General features: G+C 73.3%; 17 protein-coding genes. 13 read left to right on the top strand and 4 right to left on the bottom strand.

The window, feature by feature from the left end; translation table 11 throughout:
- Positions 1-501 (top strand): methyl-accepting chemotaxis protein (locus tag N555_RS0125025; protein WP_034512634.1); only part of this gene is annotated, 501 nt, incomplete at its 5' end.
- A 79-nt stretch (positions 502-580) separates the two neighbouring features.
- Here the strand turns inward: N555_RS0125025 and N555_RS0125020 are convergent.
- Complete coding sequence (locus N555_RS0125020) at positions 581-1,756, bottom strand: pyridoxal phosphate-dependent aminotransferase (protein WP_231503163.1); 1,176 nt, start codon at positions 1,754-1,756, stop codon at positions 581-583.
- A 265-nt stretch (positions 1,757-2,021) separates the two neighbouring features.
- Between N555_RS0125020 and N555_RS0125015 the strand changes: the two genes are divergently transcribed.
- The 10 genes from N555_RS0125015 to N555_RS0124970 all read left to right on the top strand — a co-directional run bounded on the left by N555_RS0125015 (position 2,022) and on the right by N555_RS0124970 (position 10,526).
- Positions 2,022-4,418, top strand: coding sequence for a chemotaxis protein CheA (locus N555_RS0125015; RefSeq protein ID WP_029434223.1), 2,397 nt, complete (start codon positions 2,022-2,024; stop codon positions 4,416-4,418).
- 1 nt (position 4,419) lies between these two features.
- Complete coding sequence (locus N555_RS0125010; RefSeq protein WP_197029151.1) at positions 4,420-4,890, top strand: chemotaxis protein CheW; 471 nt, start codon at positions 4,420-4,422, stop codon at positions 4,888-4,890.
- A 238-nt stretch (positions 4,891-5,128) separates the two neighbouring features.
- The gene (locus N555_RS0125005; RefSeq protein ID WP_029434221.1) at positions 5,129-6,013 is read left to right on the top strand and encodes a hypothetical protein; all 885 of its coding nucleotides are present in this window, start codon (positions 5,129-5,131) and stop codon (positions 6,011-6,013) included.
- A 40-nt stretch (positions 6,014-6,053) separates the two neighbouring features.
- Positions 6,054-6,446, top strand: coding sequence for a VOC family protein (locus N555_RS0125000; protein WP_029434220.1), 393 nt, complete (start codon positions 6,054-6,056; stop codon positions 6,444-6,446).
- A gap of 373 nt (positions 6,447-6,819) precedes the next feature.
- Positions 6,820-7,938, top strand: coding sequence for a protein-glutamate methylesterase/protein-glutamine glutaminase (locus tag N555_RS0124995; RefSeq protein ID WP_029434219.1), 1,119 nt, complete (start codon positions 6,820-6,822; stop codon positions 7,936-7,938).
- The gene (locus N555_RS0124990; protein ID WP_029434218.1) at positions 7,935-8,759 is read left to right on the top strand and encodes a CheR family methyltransferase; all 825 of its coding nucleotides are present in this window, start codon (positions 7,935-7,937) and stop codon (positions 8,757-8,759) included. Before N555_RS0124995 ends, N555_RS0124990 begins: the two co-directional genes overlap by 4 nt.
- 6 nt (positions 8,760-8,765) lie before the next feature.
- Positions 8,766-9,149, top strand: coding sequence for a response regulator (locus tag N555_RS0124985; RefSeq protein ID WP_029434217.1), 384 nt, complete (start codon positions 8,766-8,768; stop codon positions 9,147-9,149).
- A complete protein-coding gene (locus N555_RS0124980; RefSeq protein ID WP_029434216.1) occupies positions 9,146-9,649 on the top strand; it encodes a chemotaxis protein CheX in 504 nt (167 codons plus the stop codon). The genes N555_RS0124985 and N555_RS0124980 overlap by 4 nt, the downstream gene beginning before the upstream one ends.
- Positions 9,650-9,678: 29 nt before the next feature.
- Positions 9,679-10,041: a response regulator gene (locus N555_RS0124975; protein WP_029434215.1), complete on the top strand. Its 363-nt coding sequence runs from the start codon at positions 9,679-9,681 to the stop codon at positions 10,039-10,041.
- The gene (locus N555_RS0124970) at positions 10,038-10,526 is read left to right on the top strand and encodes a hypothetical protein (RefSeq protein WP_029434214.1); all 489 of its coding nucleotides are present in this window, start codon (positions 10,038-10,040) and stop codon (positions 10,524-10,526) included. The genes N555_RS0124975 and N555_RS0124970 overlap by 4 nt, the downstream gene beginning before the upstream one ends.
- A gap of 486 nt (positions 10,527-11,012) precedes the next feature.
- On the opposite strand, the gene N555_RS0124965 is transcribed toward N555_RS0124970, so the two are convergent.
- Positions 11,013-11,471, bottom strand: coding sequence for an ATP-binding protein (locus tag N555_RS0124965; RefSeq protein WP_034512422.1), 459 nt, complete (start codon positions 11,469-11,471; stop codon positions 11,013-11,015).
- Between the two features lie 136 nt (positions 11,472-11,607).
- On the opposite strand from N555_RS0124965, the gene N555_RS0124960 reads away from it, so the two are divergent.
- Complete coding sequence (locus tag N555_RS0124960; RefSeq protein WP_081866477.1) at positions 11,608-13,320, top strand: SpoIIE family protein phosphatase; 1,713 nt, start codon at positions 11,608-11,610, stop codon at positions 13,318-13,320.
- A 6-nt stretch (positions 13,321-13,326) separates the two neighbouring features.
- Here the strand turns inward: N555_RS0124960 and N555_RS0124955 are convergent, their stop codons facing one another.
- Positions 13,327-14,076 (bottom strand): ZIP family metal transporter, encoded by a 750-nt coding sequence (locus N555_RS0124955; protein WP_029434211.1) that lies wholly within the window; start codon positions 14,074-14,076, stop codon positions 13,327-13,329.
- Positions 14,077-14,113: 37 nt separating this feature from the next.
- Complete coding sequence (locus tag N555_RS0124950; RefSeq protein ID WP_029434210.1) at positions 14,114-15,301, bottom strand: ATP-binding protein; 1,188 nt, start codon at positions 15,299-15,301, stop codon at positions 14,114-14,116.
- Between the two features lie 181 nt (positions 15,302-15,482).
- Here N555_RS0124950 and N555_RS0124945 point away from each other — a divergent pair, with 181 nt between their 5' ends.
- Positions 15,483-15,851: a phage holin family protein gene (locus N555_RS0124945; RefSeq protein WP_029434209.1), complete on the top strand. Its 369-nt coding sequence runs from the start codon at positions 15,483-15,485 to the stop codon at positions 15,849-15,851.
- The last annotated feature ends 16 nt before the right edge of the window (positions 15,852-15,867 follow it).

Below are 15,867 nucleotides of genomic sequence, written 5' to 3'. Positions count from 1 at the left end.
GCCGAGATCGGCAACGTCGTCAAGGTCATCACCTCGATCGCGGAGCAGACCAACCTGCTCGCGCTGAACGCGACCATCGAGGCCGCCCGCGCCGGTGAGGCGGGCAAGGGCTTCGCGGTCGTGGCCAACGAGGTGAAGGAGTTGGCGCAGGAGACGGCGAAGGCGACCGAGGACATCGCCCGCCGGGTCCAGTCGATCCAGGGCGACACCACGGCGGCGGTGGCCGCGATCGCGGAGATCTCCTCGATCGTCGCCCAGATCTCCGACCGGCAGACGACCATCGCCAGCGCGGTCGAGGAGCAGACCGCCACGACGAACGAGATGGCCCGCTCGGTGCAGGAGGCGGCGCAGGGCTCGGGTCAGATCGCCGACAACATCACCGGCGTCTCCTCCGCGGCCGACTCCACCACCCAGGCGCTGACGCAGACCCGCACCGCGGTCGATGAGCTGTCCCGGATGGCCGCCGACCTGCGCACCACGGTCGGCCGCTTCACCTACTGACGACGGGCAGTTCCAGCTACCGACGACGGGCAATAGTGCAGTTCTGCACCGTGCAGAACTGCACTGTTGCCCGCGGTTGTCAGTGCGCGAGGCGGGCGCCGAGCGCGGCCAGCCGCTCGGCGGCCTCGGTGAGGACGGCGTCCTGCTTGCAGAAGGCGAAGCGGACCAGCGACGGCGCGGCGTCCTGGTCGTCGTGGAACACCCGCACAGGCACCCCGACCACCCCGGCCAGCTCCGGCAGGTCCCAGCACAGCGCCATCGCGTCGGTGTAGCCCAGCGGTGCGGCGTCGGCGGTGACGAAGTAGGTGCCGTCGGGCCGGTTGGTCGCGAAGCCGGCGGCCTCCAGACCCGCCACGAGGAGGTCCCGCTTGCGGGCGAGGTCGGCGCGCAGGCCGTCGAAGTACTCGTCCGGCAGCGCCAGCGCCCTGGCGACGGCGGGCTGGAACGGCCCGCTGCCGACGAACGTGAGGAACTGCTTCACCGCCCGGACGGCGGCCACGAGCTCGGTCGGGCCGTGCACCCAGCCGACCTTCCAGCCGGTCACCGAGAACGTCTTGCCGGCCGAGGAGATCGTCAGCGTCCGCTCGGCCATACCCGGCAGCGTCGCGATCGGCACGTGCGGGACGCCGTAGGTCATGTGCTCGTAGACCTCGTCGGCGACCACCACCGCGTCGTGCTCCACCGCCAGCCGCGCCACGAGCTCGAGCTCGGCGCGGGTGAACACCTTGCCGGTCGGGTTGTGCGGGGTGTTGAGCAGCACGACGCGCGTGCGGTCGGTGAACGCCGCCCGCAGCGCCGCCTCGTCGACGGCGAAGTCCGGTGAGCGCAGGACGACGGTGCGCCGGGTCGCTCCGGCGAGCGCCACCGTGGCCGCGTAGCTGTCGTAGTACGGCTCGAAGGTGACCACCTCGTCCCCGGGGGTGGTCAGCGCGAGCACCGCGGCGGCGATCGCCTCCGTGGCGCCCACGGTCACCAGCACGTCGGCGGGGTCCACGGTCATGCCGCGGAAGCGCGCCTGGTGGGCGGCCACGGCCTCGCGCAGCTCGAGCACCCCGGGCCCGGGCGGGTACTGGTTCGCCCCGCCGCGGATGGCGCCGACGGCGTCCTCCAGCAGCGAGGCCGGACCGTCGGTGTCGGGGAAGCCCTGGCCGAGGTTGATCGCGCCGGTCCGCACGGCCAGCGCCGACATCTCGGCGAACACCGTGGTGGCGAAGGGCTGCATCCGCTCGGTCAGCGCGGCACGCGGCAGGGTCACACCGGTCAATCTCCCAGGCCCGACCCGCCGCCGTCGTCCGGCCCCGCGGGGGCGGCCGCCGGTCGCCGTGTCGACGCCGGTGCGGCGGTCACCGACATTTGTGGCTGGACCGGTTCCGACACGCCGCCGGGGTGCCGATGAGGACCGCGGCGGATCCCTACGTTTCCGCGCCGGGAGCCCGCACTCGCCTTGAGTAGCGCGGCCGCGTGCCGACAGAACCCACGGGCCCTCCACGGGCCCGACGCAGAGCAGAGAGAAGGCACCGGTGGACGGTCTGGACGACATCGTCGAGGAGTTCCTCGTCGAGAGCCACGAGAACCTGGACCAGCTGGACACCGACCTGGTCGCCCTCGAGCAGGAGCCCAACTCGCGGGAGCGGCTCTCGAGCATCTTCCGGACGATCCACACGATCAAGGGCACCAGCGGCTTCCTGGCGTTCAACCGCCTGGAGGAGGTCACGCACATCGGGGAGAACATGCTCTCCCGGCTGCGGGACGGCGCCCTCGACCTGACCCCCGCGCGGACCAGCGTCCTGCTGCGCATGGTCGACACCGTCCGCTCCCTGCTGACCTCGATCGAGGCCACCGGCGGCGAGGGCACCGTCGACGTCTCCGACGTCGTCGCGGCCATCGGCGCCGCGATGGAGGACCGCCCGGCCGAGGCGCCTGCCGCCGAGGCGCCTGCTGCCGCCGCGCCCGCCGCGGAGCCGGCCGCCGTGGCCGCTTCCCCGGCGCCCGCCGCGCCCGCCGCCAAGCGGACCCGCAAGGCCCCGGCCGCGAAGCCCGCCGCCGCCCCGGCCCCCACCGAGCCCGTCGCCGAGCCCATCGCCGCGGCGGTCGCCGCGGCCCCTGTCCTGGAGGTCCCTGCCGTGGAGGTCCCCGTCGTCGACGCGCCCGTCGCCGAGGCCGCCGAGCCGGAGCACGCCCCCGCCGCCGAAGGCGGCCAGGCGCGGCGCGCCGTCGCCGACAGCACCATCCGCGTGGACGTCGACCTGCTCGACGAGCTCATGCTGCTCGTCGGGGAGCTCGTGCTGACCCGCAACCAGATCGTCCAGTACGTCGGCCGGTCCAACGACACCGACCTGGTCCGCGCCTCCCAGCGGCTCAACCTCATCGCCAGCGAGCTGCAGGAGGGCGTCATGAAGACGCGCATGCAGCCGATCGACCACATCTGGTCCAAGCTGCCGCGCGTCGTCCGCGACCTCGGCATCCAGTGCGGCAAGAGCGTCCGCCTGGAGATGGAGGGCAAGGACACCGAGCTCGACAAGACCCTGCTCGAGGCCGTCAAGGACCCGCTGACCCACCTGGTCCGCAACTCCGTCGACCACGGCATCGAGTCGCCGGACAAGCGCAAGGCGTCCGGGAAGCCGGCCGAGGGCGTGCTCACCCTGCGCGCCAAGCACGAGAGCGGCCAGGTCGTCGTCGAGGTCGCCGACGACGGCGCCGGCATCGACCCGGCGCGGATCGGCGCCAAGGCCGTCGAGCGTGGCCTGGTGACCGAGGCCCAGCTGGCCCGGATGACCGCCGCCGACGTCCTGCAGATGATCTTCCTGCCGGGCTTCTCGACCGCTGCCGCCGTCACCAACGTGTCCGGCCGCGGCGTCGGCATGGACGTCGTCAAGACCAACATCGAGGCCATCGGCGGCACCATCGAGGTCGAGTCGGTGGCCGGCACCGGCACCGTCTGCCGGCTGCGCATCCCGCTGACCCTGGCGATCGTGCCCGCGCTCACCGTCGAGTGCGCCACCGACCGCTACGCCATCCCGCAGATCAGCCTCCAGGAGCTCGTCTCGCTGGACGCCGAGAAGGCCGTCAACGCGGTCGAGGAGGTCGGCGGCGCTCAGGTCTACCGGCTGCGCGGGGAGCTCCTCCCCCTCGTCCGGCTCACCGACGTCCTCGGCATCACCTCCGAGCGGCACGACGGCCACGTGGTCATCGCGGTGCTGCGCTCCGAGGGCCGGCGCTTCGGCCTCGTCGTCGACCGCGTCATCAACACCGAGGAGATCGTCGTCAAGGCCGTCGGCGGCCAGCTGAAGTCGATCGGCCTCTACTCCGGCGCCACGGTCCTCGGCGACGGGACGGTCGCGCTCATCCTCGACGTCCAGGCGCTGGCCCGGCGGGCCCTGCGCACCGAGAGCGCCGAGCGGCAGGAGGCCCGCGTGGCCGCCGCCGTGGCCGCGGCCGACAGCGAGTCCAAGCGCGAGCGGATGCTGCTGGCCGCCATCGGCGGGGGCCGGCGGGTCGCGATCCCGCTCGACACCGTCACCCGGCTCGAGCAGGTCCGCACCGAGAACGTCGAGCGGGTCGGCAACCGCGAGGTCGTGCAGTACCGCGGCGCGATCCTCCCGATCGTCCGGCTCGACCGGCACCTGGGTGCCTACGGCGAGACCGACCGCGAGGTCCTCGAGGTCATCGTCTACAGCGACCACGGCCGCAGCGTGGCCATCGTGGTCGAGGAGATCCTCGACATCGTCGACGGCGAGGACGCCATCCGCAGCGACATCGAGGACATGGGCCTGCTCGGCTCCGCCGTCCTCGGCGACAAGGTGACCGAGCTGCTCGACGTCCGCGCGGCCATCCTCGCCGCCGACCCGGCGTTCTACAGCACCGGTTCCGGCTTCTCGACGCCCGAGGGCGTCTCCTCGTCCCTGATGGAGGTCTGACGTGAGTGCCCCGACCGACACCCGCCCCACCGACGCCGTCGCCGCGCCGGTCATCGGTGGTCAGCTGGCCACCTTCTGGCTCGACGGCGACCTGTACGGCGTCGAGGTGGCGCACGTGCAGGAGGTCCTGCGCAGCCAGAGCCTGACCCGGGTGCCGCTGGCCCCCGCCGCCGTCGCCGGCCTGATCAACCTGCGGGGTCAGGTCGTGACGGCGATCGAGCTGCGCGAGCGCCTGGGGCGCCCGCCGCGGCCGGAGGACACCGACGCCGTCGTCATCGTCGTGCGCCTGCACGGCGAGGCCGTCAGCCTGCTCGTGGACGCGATCGCCGACGTCGTCGACGTCGACCCGGCGGACTTCGAGGCGCCGCCGGACACCCTCGACGGCAACGCCCGGGACCTGATCCGGGGCGCGTTCAAGCTCGACGGTCAGCTCCTGTTGGCCCTCGACGTGCACAAGGCCGTCAGCCCCTGAGGCCCTGCGCGACCCGACCCGGCCCCCTGCTCGACCCGATCCTGGGTGGAGCAGGGGGCCGGGTCGTTTCCGGGCCCCGATCTCGTCACTCTGCGCGATCGCGCCCTAACAGATCCACCCGGGACACGCGACGACGAGGGCGACGGTCTCCAACGGACGAGTGAGGGCCGCATGGCGCCCGGGGACGATGCCGGTCAGCATGGGTCCTGCCCTTGTCCCGGCTCCCGGAGGCGCTGTCGTGCCGTACTCGCTGGTCAGTGCCGCCACTCTCGGCTTCGACCTGGTCCGCCTCCCGCTGGGGCGCCAGGTCGCCGACGTCCTGCTGACGGGACTCACCGCGGACGCCGCCACCCTCGAGGGCATCGCCGCCGTCCACCCGTCGGCCGGCCGTGACCGGGAGGAGCGGGCCGTCCTCGCGGTCCGGGCCCGCCGGGCGCGGGAGATGGCCGCCGCCGTGCCGAGCCTGCGCTCGGCCGGCACCTCCGACCGCGCCGCCGTCCTGGTCGAGCAGCTCGAGCGCGGGCTGATCGGGGACGCCGCCGCCGTGGAGCGGGTCCTCCGGGACGACGTCCTCGGGCCCGAGCACCCCGCTGCCGCGCACCTCGACGAGGACGTGCTCGCAGCGGCCGCCGACGTGCTCGGCGACGCCGTCATCGGCTCCTTCGCCGCCGACGTGCTGCCCCCGCTGGTCCGCCGGCAGCTGACCGGTCCGCTGGCGCTGGCGATGGCGACCGGGCTGATCCCGCCCGTCGAGCCGGACCTGGGGCCCGCCGAGGTCGAGGTCCGCGCGTTCCTGACCGCGATCGGCGACCAGGACGACGCCGCGCGGGCCCGCTGGCGCCAGGCCGTCGACGAGAGCCGGCTGGAGCGCCGTCCGTGGGCCAAGGCGATGCACGAGGCCTCGTGGGCCGCGCACGTGTCCGGCCGCCTGCGGGTGCTCGCCGGCGCGCAGCTGCTCGCGGTGCAGGCGTTCGCCGACGGCGGCTTCGACGGTCGTGACGGCGCGCAGGGCGTCTGGAACGCCGTCGCCGGGGTGGTCCAGGGCCTGACGATGGGCGACATGCTCGACACCAGCGCGCTGTCGGTCCTGCTCGCTCCCTGGGAGCGCGTCACCACCGCCTGACCCGGTTCCCCGACGGCTCCGGCGAGCTGGCGTGCCGGCCGTGGACGAGGTCGAGCCCGCCGACGTGCGGGTCGTCGGGGTGTCGCTGGACTGCGCCGACCCGGACGAGCTGGCCGACTTCTACCTGCGGCTGCTCGGTGGGCGGGTGCTGTGGCGGCGCGAGAACAGCGTCGGCGTGCGGGTGCCCGGGCTGCTGCTGATCCCTCAGCGGGTCGAGGCCTACCGCCCGCCGGTCTGGCCCGGCGCCTCCGTCGTCCACCTGGACCTCACCGCCGGCGACGCGCTGGACGGGCCCACCGAGCGGGCCCTGGCCCTCGGCGCCCGGTTGGCCGACCCGCAGCCGGACCCGCGGTGGCGGGTGCTGCTCGACCCGGCCGGCCACCCGTTCTGCATCACGCCGTTCGCGCCGTCGCCGGAGCTCCTCGCCGACTGAGCGTCCTGACACGAGCGGTGTGCGCTGGGTGCCCGTTCCGGTGACCGAACGGTCTCTGGGCGCACAGTCCCCGTAGCAGGAGCGGAATGGCCTGGTCAGCGGCGACCGGAGCCGCCGCACTGACCGTCCCGCCGGGTCGACAAATGGCGAAACGGCCATTCCCGCGAGCAGTCATCGCGGATTGCGTAACGAGTCCGCCGCAGCACTTCAGGTGACGTTTGTGGCGGCCGACAACTCCTGTGACGCCTGAGGCACCCGGGTCCGCCGCGAGGCGCGGAACCGGTTGCGCCCGGCCGAACTTCAACCGGCCACAACCGGTGCCGATACACGACTAGCAGCCCCCGTCGGCTGTCCGACAGGAGCAGGAGGACGGATGAACCCGATCCGGGTGCTGGTGGTCGACGATTCGATAGTCGTCCGCAAGATCGTGACCGACGTGCTCTCCCAGGACCCCGGCATCGAGGTCGTCGGCACCGCCGTCAACGGCAAGCTCGCGGTCGGCAAGGTCGAGCAGCTCAAGCCGGACCTGGTCACCATGGACATCGAGATGCCGGAGATGAACGGCATCGAGGCGGTCAAGGCCATCCGGGCCCTGCGCAGCCGGGTCCCGATCATCATGTTCAGCACGCTCACCGAGCGCGGCGCGTCGGCCACCCTCGACGCCCTCTCGGCCGGCGCGAACGACTACGTCACCAAGCCCGCCAACGTGGGCAGCGTGGCGCAGTCGATGGAGAGCGTCCGCGAGCAGCTGATCCCCAAGATCAAGGCGCTCACCGGCCGCCTCGTCTCCGCGGGCCCCGTGCGCGCCAGCGCGTCCCTCGCCCCGGTCCGCCCGGCCGCGCCGCGGACCACCCCCGTCGAGAAGCCGGCGATCCTGGTCATCGGCTCCTCCACCGGCGGCCCCGAGGCCCTCGCCAAGGTCCTGCCCGCGCTGCCGGCCTCGCTGCCGGTGCCGGTGCTCCTGGTCCAGCACATGCCGCCGGTCTTCACCCGGCAGTTCGCCCAGCGACTGGACCGGTTGTCCGCCCTGCGCGTGGTCGAGGCCGTCGACGGCACGCAGCTGTCGCCGGGCACCGTCCACCTCGCCCCCGGCGACCACCACCTCACGATCCGGACGAGCGCCCGCGGCAACGCCACGATGCTGACCCAGGGCCCGCCGGAGAACTTCTGCCGGCCGGCCGTCGACCCGCTGTTCCGTTCCGCCGTGGACGCGCACAAGGGCGCCGTCCTCGCGGTCGTCCTGACCGGGATGGGCTCCGACGGCAAGCTCGGCGCCGCCCGCATCCGCGAGGCCGGCGGCACCGTCGTCGTCCAGGACCAGGCCACCTCGGTGGTCTGGGGCATGCCGGGCGCCATCGCCTCGGCGGGCCTCGCCGACGAAATCCTCCCGCTGGACCGCATCGCCGAGACCATCGTGCGGCGGCTGACCGGTCCCAGCATCAGCACCGCACCCAGCCGGTTCTCCGCGCTGGCCACTGGAGGAGTCCGATGACCCTGACCGCCACGAGCTTCGACTGGGTGCGCCAGGTGGTGCACCGGGAGAGCGCGATCGTGCTGGCGCCGGGCAAGGAGTACCTGGTCGAGGCCCGGCTCCTGCCGATCGCCCGTCAGAAGGGGCTCGCCGACGTCGGCCAGCTGGTCGACAACGTCCGCACCCGGCCGAACCCGGAGGACACCCGGCGCATCGTCGAGGCGCTCACCACCAACGAGACGTCCTGGTTCCGCGACGGCGACCCGTTCACCACGCTGACCACGACCGTCCTGCCCTCGCTGCTGAGCGCGCGTGGCCCCAACGAGCGGCTGCAGATCTGGTCGGCGGCCTGCTCCTCGGGGCAGGAGCCGTACACGATCGCGATGCTCCTCGAGGACGCGATGCCCAACGCGGCGGGCCGGGTGTCGATCACGGCCACCGACCTCTCCCGCGAGATGGTCGAGCGGACCCGCGCCGGCCGGTTCAGCCAGCTGGAGGTCAACCGCGGCCTCCCGGCGGCGATGCTGGTCCGCCACTTCTCCCGCGCCGGGAGCGAGTGGGAGGTCAACTCCACGCTCCGCCGCATGGTGACCGCCAGCGAGTGCAACCTCGCCGCCCCGCTGCCGCGGATGGGCCCGTTCGACGTGGTCTACCTGCGCAACGTCCTCATCTACTTCGACCTGCCCACCAAGCAGGCGATCCTCCGCCGGGTCCGCGCCCTCATGAAGCCGGACGGCTGGCTGTTCCTCGGTGCCGCCGAGACCACTCTCGGCGTCGACAACGACTGGGAGCGGGTCGTCCTCGGCCGCAGCTCTGCCTACCGCCCGCTGAAGGGGGCCTGACACACCATGCGTGCTCTGGTGATCGACGACTCGCGCGCCATGCGCCGGATCGTCAGCAGCATCCTGACCGGCTTCGGCTACGAGGTCCGGGACGCCGGCCACGGTGGGGAGGCCCTCGACGTCCTGAACGAGGGCTGGGTCCCCGACCTGGCCACCATCGACTGGAACATGCCGGTCATGGACGGACTGCAGTTCGTCTCGGCCGTGCGGGCCAACCCGGCCTGGCGCTCGATGACCATGATGATGGTCACCTCGGAGAGCGAGCACACCCAGATCGTGCGAGCGCTGGCCGCCGGCGCGCACGAGTACGTGATCAAGCCGTTCACGGCCGATGCCATCCGCGACAAGCTGGCGCTGCTCGGCCTTCTCCCCCAGGAGGTTGCCCTGTGACGACGACCGACATCGGCGCCCGCCCGGTCATCGACGAGCTGATCGACGGGCCGACGGTCCTGTCGATCACCGAGGAGGCCTGGATCTCCCTCGTCGGTGAGGACGAGGTGCTGGTCCCGATCCCGGGTGAGCTGCCCGCGGACGTCGTGTCCAGCTGGGTCGACGTCGTCGGCCCGTGGACCGGCAGCGTCGTCCTCACCACCAGCCGGCGGACCGCCGAGGACCTGTCCCGGGCCCTGCTCCGCGAGAGCGCCCCCGAGGTGCTCGAGGAGGAGGACGTCGTCGACGCCTTCGGCGAGATCGCCAACGTCGTCGGCGGCAGCGTCAAGGCCGTGCTCCCGGGCCACTCGGCCCTCAGCCTGCCGTCGGTGGGCACCGCACCGGAGATCCGCAACCCCGCCGACGTCTGCCGGATCGACGTGCTCTGGCGCGGCGAGCCGATCGTCATCTCGGTCCAGGGCGCGCTCCCGGCCCTGCCCCCGCACAGCACCACCCCCTGATCACCCACGCACGAGAACGGAGTCACCCCGTGAAGATCCTGATCGCCGACGACAGCCGTGTGATGCGGCAGATCGTCATCCGGACCCTGCGCCAGGCCGGTTACGACGACCACGACATCGTCGAGGCCGAGGACGGCGCCGACGCGCTGGCCAAGGTCTCGTCGGAGAAGCCGGACCTGGTCCTGTCGGACTGGAACATGCCCAACATGACCGGCATCGAGTGCCTCGAGGCGCTGCGCAACTCCGGTTCGACCGTCCCCTTCGGCTTCGTCACCTCCGAGGGCTCGGCGGAGATGCGGGACAAGGCGGCCAACGCCGGCGCGCTGTTCCTCATCGCCAAGCCCTTCACCGCCGACACCTTCACCGAGCACCTGGACGGGGTGATCGCATGAGCGCCGACACCCGGGTCCTGCCCACCAGCAAGGACGCCAAGGACATGCTCTCGGGCCTGGTCGGCAAGCCGGTGGCCGTGGCCCCCGGCGCACCGGTCACCCCGACCGAGCGCTCCCCCGTGTCGGTCGCCGTGTACGTCGATCCGCAGCTCAACGTCAACGCGCTGTGCGTCATGGACCTGGCCCTGTCGGCCTGGACCGCCGGCGCGCTGGCGATGCTCCCCCCCGGCGGCGTCCAGGACGCGGTCGAGGAGGACGGCGAGCTGTCGTCGATGCTGACCGAGGCGCTCTACGAGGTCGTGAACGTCGTCTCGGCGCTGTTCAACGTGCCGGGTGCGCCGCACTCCAAGCTGCACAAGCTCTTCGCCCCCGGCGACGACATCGACGGTGACATCGCCGGCATGCTCGCCGCCTTCAACCGGCTCGACCTGCAGGTCGAGGTCCCCGGCTACGGCAAGGGCAACCTGTCCCTGGTCATCCCCTGACCTCTCCGCACCACCCATCGCGCACTCGCGGGTGACCCCCGCCGTGCCGACGAGCTGCCCCGGGGCGGCGCCGGGCCACCCGCGCTCCGCCGCCCCGGGCGCATCCTGCTGTGCGATCCGTCGTCCTCCGGACGACACCGCGGCCACGAGCCGTTCCCCGGCTGCGTCGAGCCCCACCTGCCGTCCCCTCGCGGGACCCTCCGGGCCCCACTCGGCCCGGCAACACGGCCACGAGCCGTTCCCCGGCTGCGTCGAGCCCCATCTGCCGTCCCCTCGCGGGACCCTCCGGGCCCCACTCGGCCCGGCACCGCGGCCACGAGCCGTTCCCCGGCTGCGTCGAGCCCCACCTGCCGTCCCCTCGCGGGACCCTCCGGGCCCCACTCGGCCCGGCACCGCGGCCACGAGCCGTTCCCCGGCTGCGTCGAGCCCCACCTGCCGTCCCCTCGCGGGACCCTCCGGGCCCCACTCGCGCCGGGGCCGTGCCCCTCAGGAGTGGACCGGCTCCTGGTACTCGACCGTGGTGGGCAGGCAGGCCCACACGTGCTTGCTCAGACCGTCGACGTACCAGCCGTGGGCGACCGACAGCCGCGCCACCAGGTGCAGGCCCATGCCGCCCCGGCTCGGGTCACGGCCCACCGCGGGTGAGGGCATGGTGTCCCGCGCGCGGTCGCTGATGTCGAGGATCCAGCCGCCGCTGCCGGCGATGACGGTCCCGACCACCGGCCTGTCGCCGTGGCGCAGGGCATTGGACGCGAGCTCGTCGAAGGCGAGGATCATCTGGTCGGCGACCGGGTCGTCGGGGTCGCGGGGGAAGCCGACCTCGTCCAACCGGGCGCGCAGCGCGGCTCGCACTGCCGGCAGCTCCGCGAGGGACCGCAGGTCCCATCGCCACATCTCGCCCCGGCCGTCCGGCAGCGGCCGCAGGGGCCACGCCAGTCGACTCATGTCCTTCCCCCGTCACTTGTGTCCGTTTTCTCGGATGTCCTCAAGGTGCCCAGGGGTGCGGTGCCTCAACCGTGTGGGGCCCGTCGGGGTGGTGTCCGCTCCCGGGAGTCGGGCGTGGCGGTCCGGATGAGGCAGAGTGATCGTCGTGATCACCGACCGGCCGCAGCCGCCTCCGGGTGGCCTGCTGGAGCAGGCCGTGGAGGGCATGGACCGCCCGATGTTCGTCCTCGACGACAACTGGCGCTTCAGCTACATCAACCCGGCGGGGGCCAAGGTGCTCGGCCGCACGGTCGGCGACCTCCTCGGCATGGGCATCTGGGACGAGTTCCCCGAGGCCGTCGGCAGCCCGTTCCAGAAGCTCTACACGTCGGTGCGCAGGACCGGGGAGTCCGGCCGCACGGAGGCGTGGTTCGAGCCGTTGGCGACGTGGTTCCAGGCCGACGCCTTCCTCACCGACGCGGGCCTGGTGGTCACCTACGACGACGTCACCGCCCGCCGGCGCGCCGAGGAGGAGCGGACCGCCGCGGTCGCCGCCCGTGAGGACGCCGCCCTGCGCGCCGCCGACGCGGCCGGCGCCGCCGAGCTCGCCGGCCGGCACCTCATGCTGCTCGGCGACATCAGCCAGGCGATGACGTCGACGCTGGACAACGACGAGGCCGTGGCCCGCTTCGCCCGCCTCGTCGTCCCCCTGCTGGCCGACTGGTGCCTGGTGAGCGTCGTCGACCCGGACGGCACCCGGCGGGACGTCGGCCGGGCGCACCGCGATCCGGCCATGGTCGAGGCGATGCACCGCTACGCGGACGCACGGGTGGGCAGCAACCGACCGGCCGCGCCCGTGCCGACGGCGCTGCGCAGCGGCCGGCCGGTGGTCATCCCGCAGCTCACCAGCGCGCACATCGAGCAGATGGTCGCCAACGAGGCTGCGCGGGAGGCACTGGAGCCGCTGCAGCCCGCTGCCGTGGCCACCTTCCCGCTGCTGGCCCGCGGCGAGCAGTTCGGTGCCATCACGCTGGTCAACGGTCCGGAGCGGGGGCCGCACACCGACGTCGAGCTGCGCACCGCCGAGATCGCCTCCCGGCGCGCGGCACTGGCGCTGGACAACGCCCGGCTGGCGGCGGCCAACCAGCAGGTCGCCGAGCGGCTCCAGCTCTCCCTGCTCTCCCCGCCGGTGCAGCAGCCGCACCTGGAGACCGCGGTCCGCTACCGCGCGGCGACCCGCGGGGTCTCCATCGGCGGTGACTGGTACGACAGCATCCTGCAGCCCGACGGCGACATGGTCCTGGTCATCGGCGACGTCATGGGGCACGACATCGAGGCCGCGGCGGCCATGGGCCAGGTGAAGACCCTGGTCCGCGGCATCGCCTTCGACCGGCTCGAGGAGCCGGCCGGAGTGCTGCGCCGGGTGGACCACGCCCTGGTGGGGCTGGCGGTGCCCACCATGGCGACCGCGCTGGTCTGCCGGGTCGAGCACGACGGAGCCGGCGGCCGCACCCTGCGCTGGTCGTCGGCCGGCCACCCCGAGCCGATGCTGCGCCGGGCCGACGGCCGGGTCACCGACCTCACCGCGCCGATCGGGCCGCCGCTGGGCATCGGCTGGCGGGGGCCGCGGGCCGACGGCGCCACGGACCTGCCCGACGACGCCACGGTGCTGCTGTTCACCGACGGCCTGTTCGAGCGCCGCGGGATCCCGCTGGACGACGGCCGCGACCAGGTCCGCGAGCTGCTGGTCCGGTTCGGCGACCGCCCGCTCGAGGAGTTCTGCGACCGGCTGCTGACCGAGATGCTGGTCGACGGCGCCGAGGACGACGTCGCCGTCCTGGCCCTGCGGACCCGCGCGGGAGCCCGCTGACCCGGATCAGCCGGCCTGCTCGATCGCGAAGGCGACGAGGAAGCCGACGGTGGTGATGAGGCCCGTCCACGTGCGGGTCTCCTCGAAGGCCTCCGGGATCATCGTGTCGGCGACCATGGTGAGGATCGCGCCCGCCGCGACGGCGGTGATGACGGCGATGATCTCCGGGGCGGCGTCCCCCAGCACCAGGTAGCCGAAGAGCGCGGCCAGCGCGCTGACCACCGCGATGCCGCCCCAGATGCCGAACACGTAGCGGGCCGAGCGGCCGCTGCGCTTCATCCCGGCCGCGCTGGACAGCCCCTCGGGCACGTTGGAGATGAACACCGCCGCGAGGACCGAGAGGCTCACTCCCCCACCGCCGATCAGGCCCAGCCCGAGGACGACGCTCTCCGGCACCCCGTCCAGCAGCGCGCCCACCGCGATCGCGGCGCCGCTGCCGGCCTGCTCGTCCTCCGAGGGCTGCCCGCCGGACCGCTTGCGGTGGCGGGCGCCGCGCCGGGCGAGGACGGCGTTGGCGCCCACGTAGGCCAGCGCACCGCCGAGGAACCCGATCGCGGTGGGCACGAGGCCCCCGATGTCCGCCGCCTCCGCGACGAGGTCGAAGGCCACCGCGGAGATGAGGACGCCGGAGCCGAAGGCCATGACGGAGGCGATGACCGGCTGGGGCACGCGCACGAACCAGGCGACGAGGGCCCCGAGGACGAGGGCGGCCCCGCCCAGCAGGCCCCACAGGCCCGCCTCGATCCACACCGGCACGCGGGGCTCCCTGCCCGGGCCCCTCGGCGGCCAACCCTCAGTCGGGGTGGCTGAGCAGGTAGCGGCCGAAGTGCGGGACGGTGAAGGCGATCTGCCCGCGTTCGGCGGAGTAGACCAAGCCCTTCTTGATCAGCGAGTCGCGCGCCGGGGAGAGCGACGCGGGCTTGCGGCCCAGGGAGACGGCGACCTCGGACGTCGCGACGGCGTTGCCCTGCGGACCGCCCAGCTCGGCCATCGCGTGCATGTACTCCCGCTCGGCGGGGGTGGCCCGGTCGTAGCGCGAGCCGAAGAAGCCGACGGCGAGCTCGGCCTCGGCGACCGGCGCGGCCACGGCGACGTCGGCGGCGCTGATCGGCGAGGCGCCGGCGACGTCCCAGGTGACCTTGCCGTAGGCCTGCACGAAGTAGGGGTAGCCGTCGGCGGCGGCGTAGAGGGCGTCGAGCGCGGCGGGCTCGAAGGTGACCTCCTCGCGCTCGGCCGGCGCCAGCAGGGCCCGGTCGGCGGCCGCGCGGTCCAGCCGGTCGATGCGCAGGTAGCGGAACAGCCGCTCCGAGTAGCTCTTGGAGGCGCTCAGGACCGCGGGGAGGTGCGGCAGGCCCGCGCCGACCACGATCAGCGGCGCCCCCTGCTGGCTCAGCTCGTGGCAGGCCGCGCAGATGGCCGAGACGTCGGGTGCCTGGACGTCCTGCATCTCGTCGATGAACAGGGCGATACCCTTCCCGACGTCGGCGGCGAGCCCCGCGGCGTCGCTCAGCAGCTCGACCAGGTCGATCTCCATGTCCCCGGAGTCGGCCCGCCCGGTCGCCGCCGGGACGTCGATCCCCGGCTGCCAGCGGTCGCGCACCTTGGCGTCGCTGCTGACCGCGCGCTGGGCGAACGCCTTCACGGTGGCGAGGACGGCGTCCATCGACTCCTGGTCCGGGTGGCGGAGCTCGCGCAGCGCCATGTGCAGGGCCGAGGAGACCGGACGGCGCAGCGACTGGTCGGGACGGGCCTCGATCTTCCCGGTCCCCCAGCCGCGGCCGATCGCCGCGGAGCGCAGCTGGTTGAGCAGGACGGTCTTGCCGACGCCGCGGAGCCCGGTGAGCACGAGGGACCGCTCCGGCCGGCCGCGGGCGATGCGTTCCAGCACGACGTCGAACGCGGACAGCTCGTCGTCCCGCCCGGCGAGCTCGGGCGGGCGCTGGCCGGCGCCGGGGGCATAGGGGTTCCGGACGGGATCCACGTCGAGCACCGTATGGCGGTCTCTAGCGGCCGCCGTAGACATCCGTAGAACGAGCTACTGCGTGTCGCCCGGGACCAGCGGGACTCGAGCGTCGTCTGAGGTCCTCTAGCCGCGACCCTAGAACTCTCTAGACGGCACTAGGTCCCCGATCGCGGACACCGGCCCCGCTAGCGTGCCCGCCGTGATCAGGTTCGCGCTCAAAGTGGTCGCCCTCGCGGCGGCCTTCTACTTCGTCGCCGAGAACGTCCCCGGCATCGACGTCGTCGGCAACGAGGACGCGACGCTGGGCATCACCGGCACGTTCCTGTGGGTGGGTCTGATCTTCGCGGTCGTGAACGCGGTGGCGAAGCCGATCCTGACCCTGCTGTCGCTGCCGTTCCTGCTGCTCACCCTCGGCTTGTTCTACTTCGTGCTCAACGCCGCGATGCTGGGGTTGACCGCCCTGCTGACGACGCGGCTGACCGTCGAGGACTTCTGGGCGGCGCTCGTCGGCGGTTTCATCCTGGCGCTCGTGAGCTGGGTCTTCGACCTGGTCTTCGACCGGGACTGAGCGCGTCCCGTCGGGC

The sequence above is a fragment of the Blastococcus sp. URHD0036 genome (assembly GCF_000701365.1).
GTDB lineage: Bacteria > Actinomycetota > Actinomycetes > Mycobacteriales > Geodermatophilaceae > Trujillonella.
Note: the sequence above shows the minus strand (reverse complement) of the source record. Positions and strands in the feature narration are given on the sequence as shown.

Excerpts from the sequence above, each read along its gene's own strand:
- N555_RS0124995 (WP_029434219.1), top strand. The coding sequence starts at position 6,820 with ATGAACCCGATCCGGGTGCTGGTGGTCGACGATTCGATAGTCGTCCGC.
- N555_RS0124990 (WP_029434218.1), top strand. The coding sequence starts at position 7,935 with ATGACCCTGACCGCCACGAGCTTCGACTGGGTGCGCCAGGTGGTGCAC.
- N555_RS0124985 (WP_029434217.1), top strand. The coding sequence starts at position 8,766 with ATGCGTGCTCTGGTGATCGACGACTCGCGCGCCATGCGCCGGATCGTC.
- N555_RS0124970 (WP_029434214.1), top strand. The coding sequence starts at position 10,038 with ATGAGCGCCGACACCCGGGTCCTGCCCACCAGCAAGGACGCCAAGGAC.
- N555_RS0124965 (WP_034512422.1), bottom strand. The coding sequence starts at position 11,471 with ATGAGTCGACTGGCGTGGCCCCTGCGGCCGCTGCCGGACGGCCGGGGC.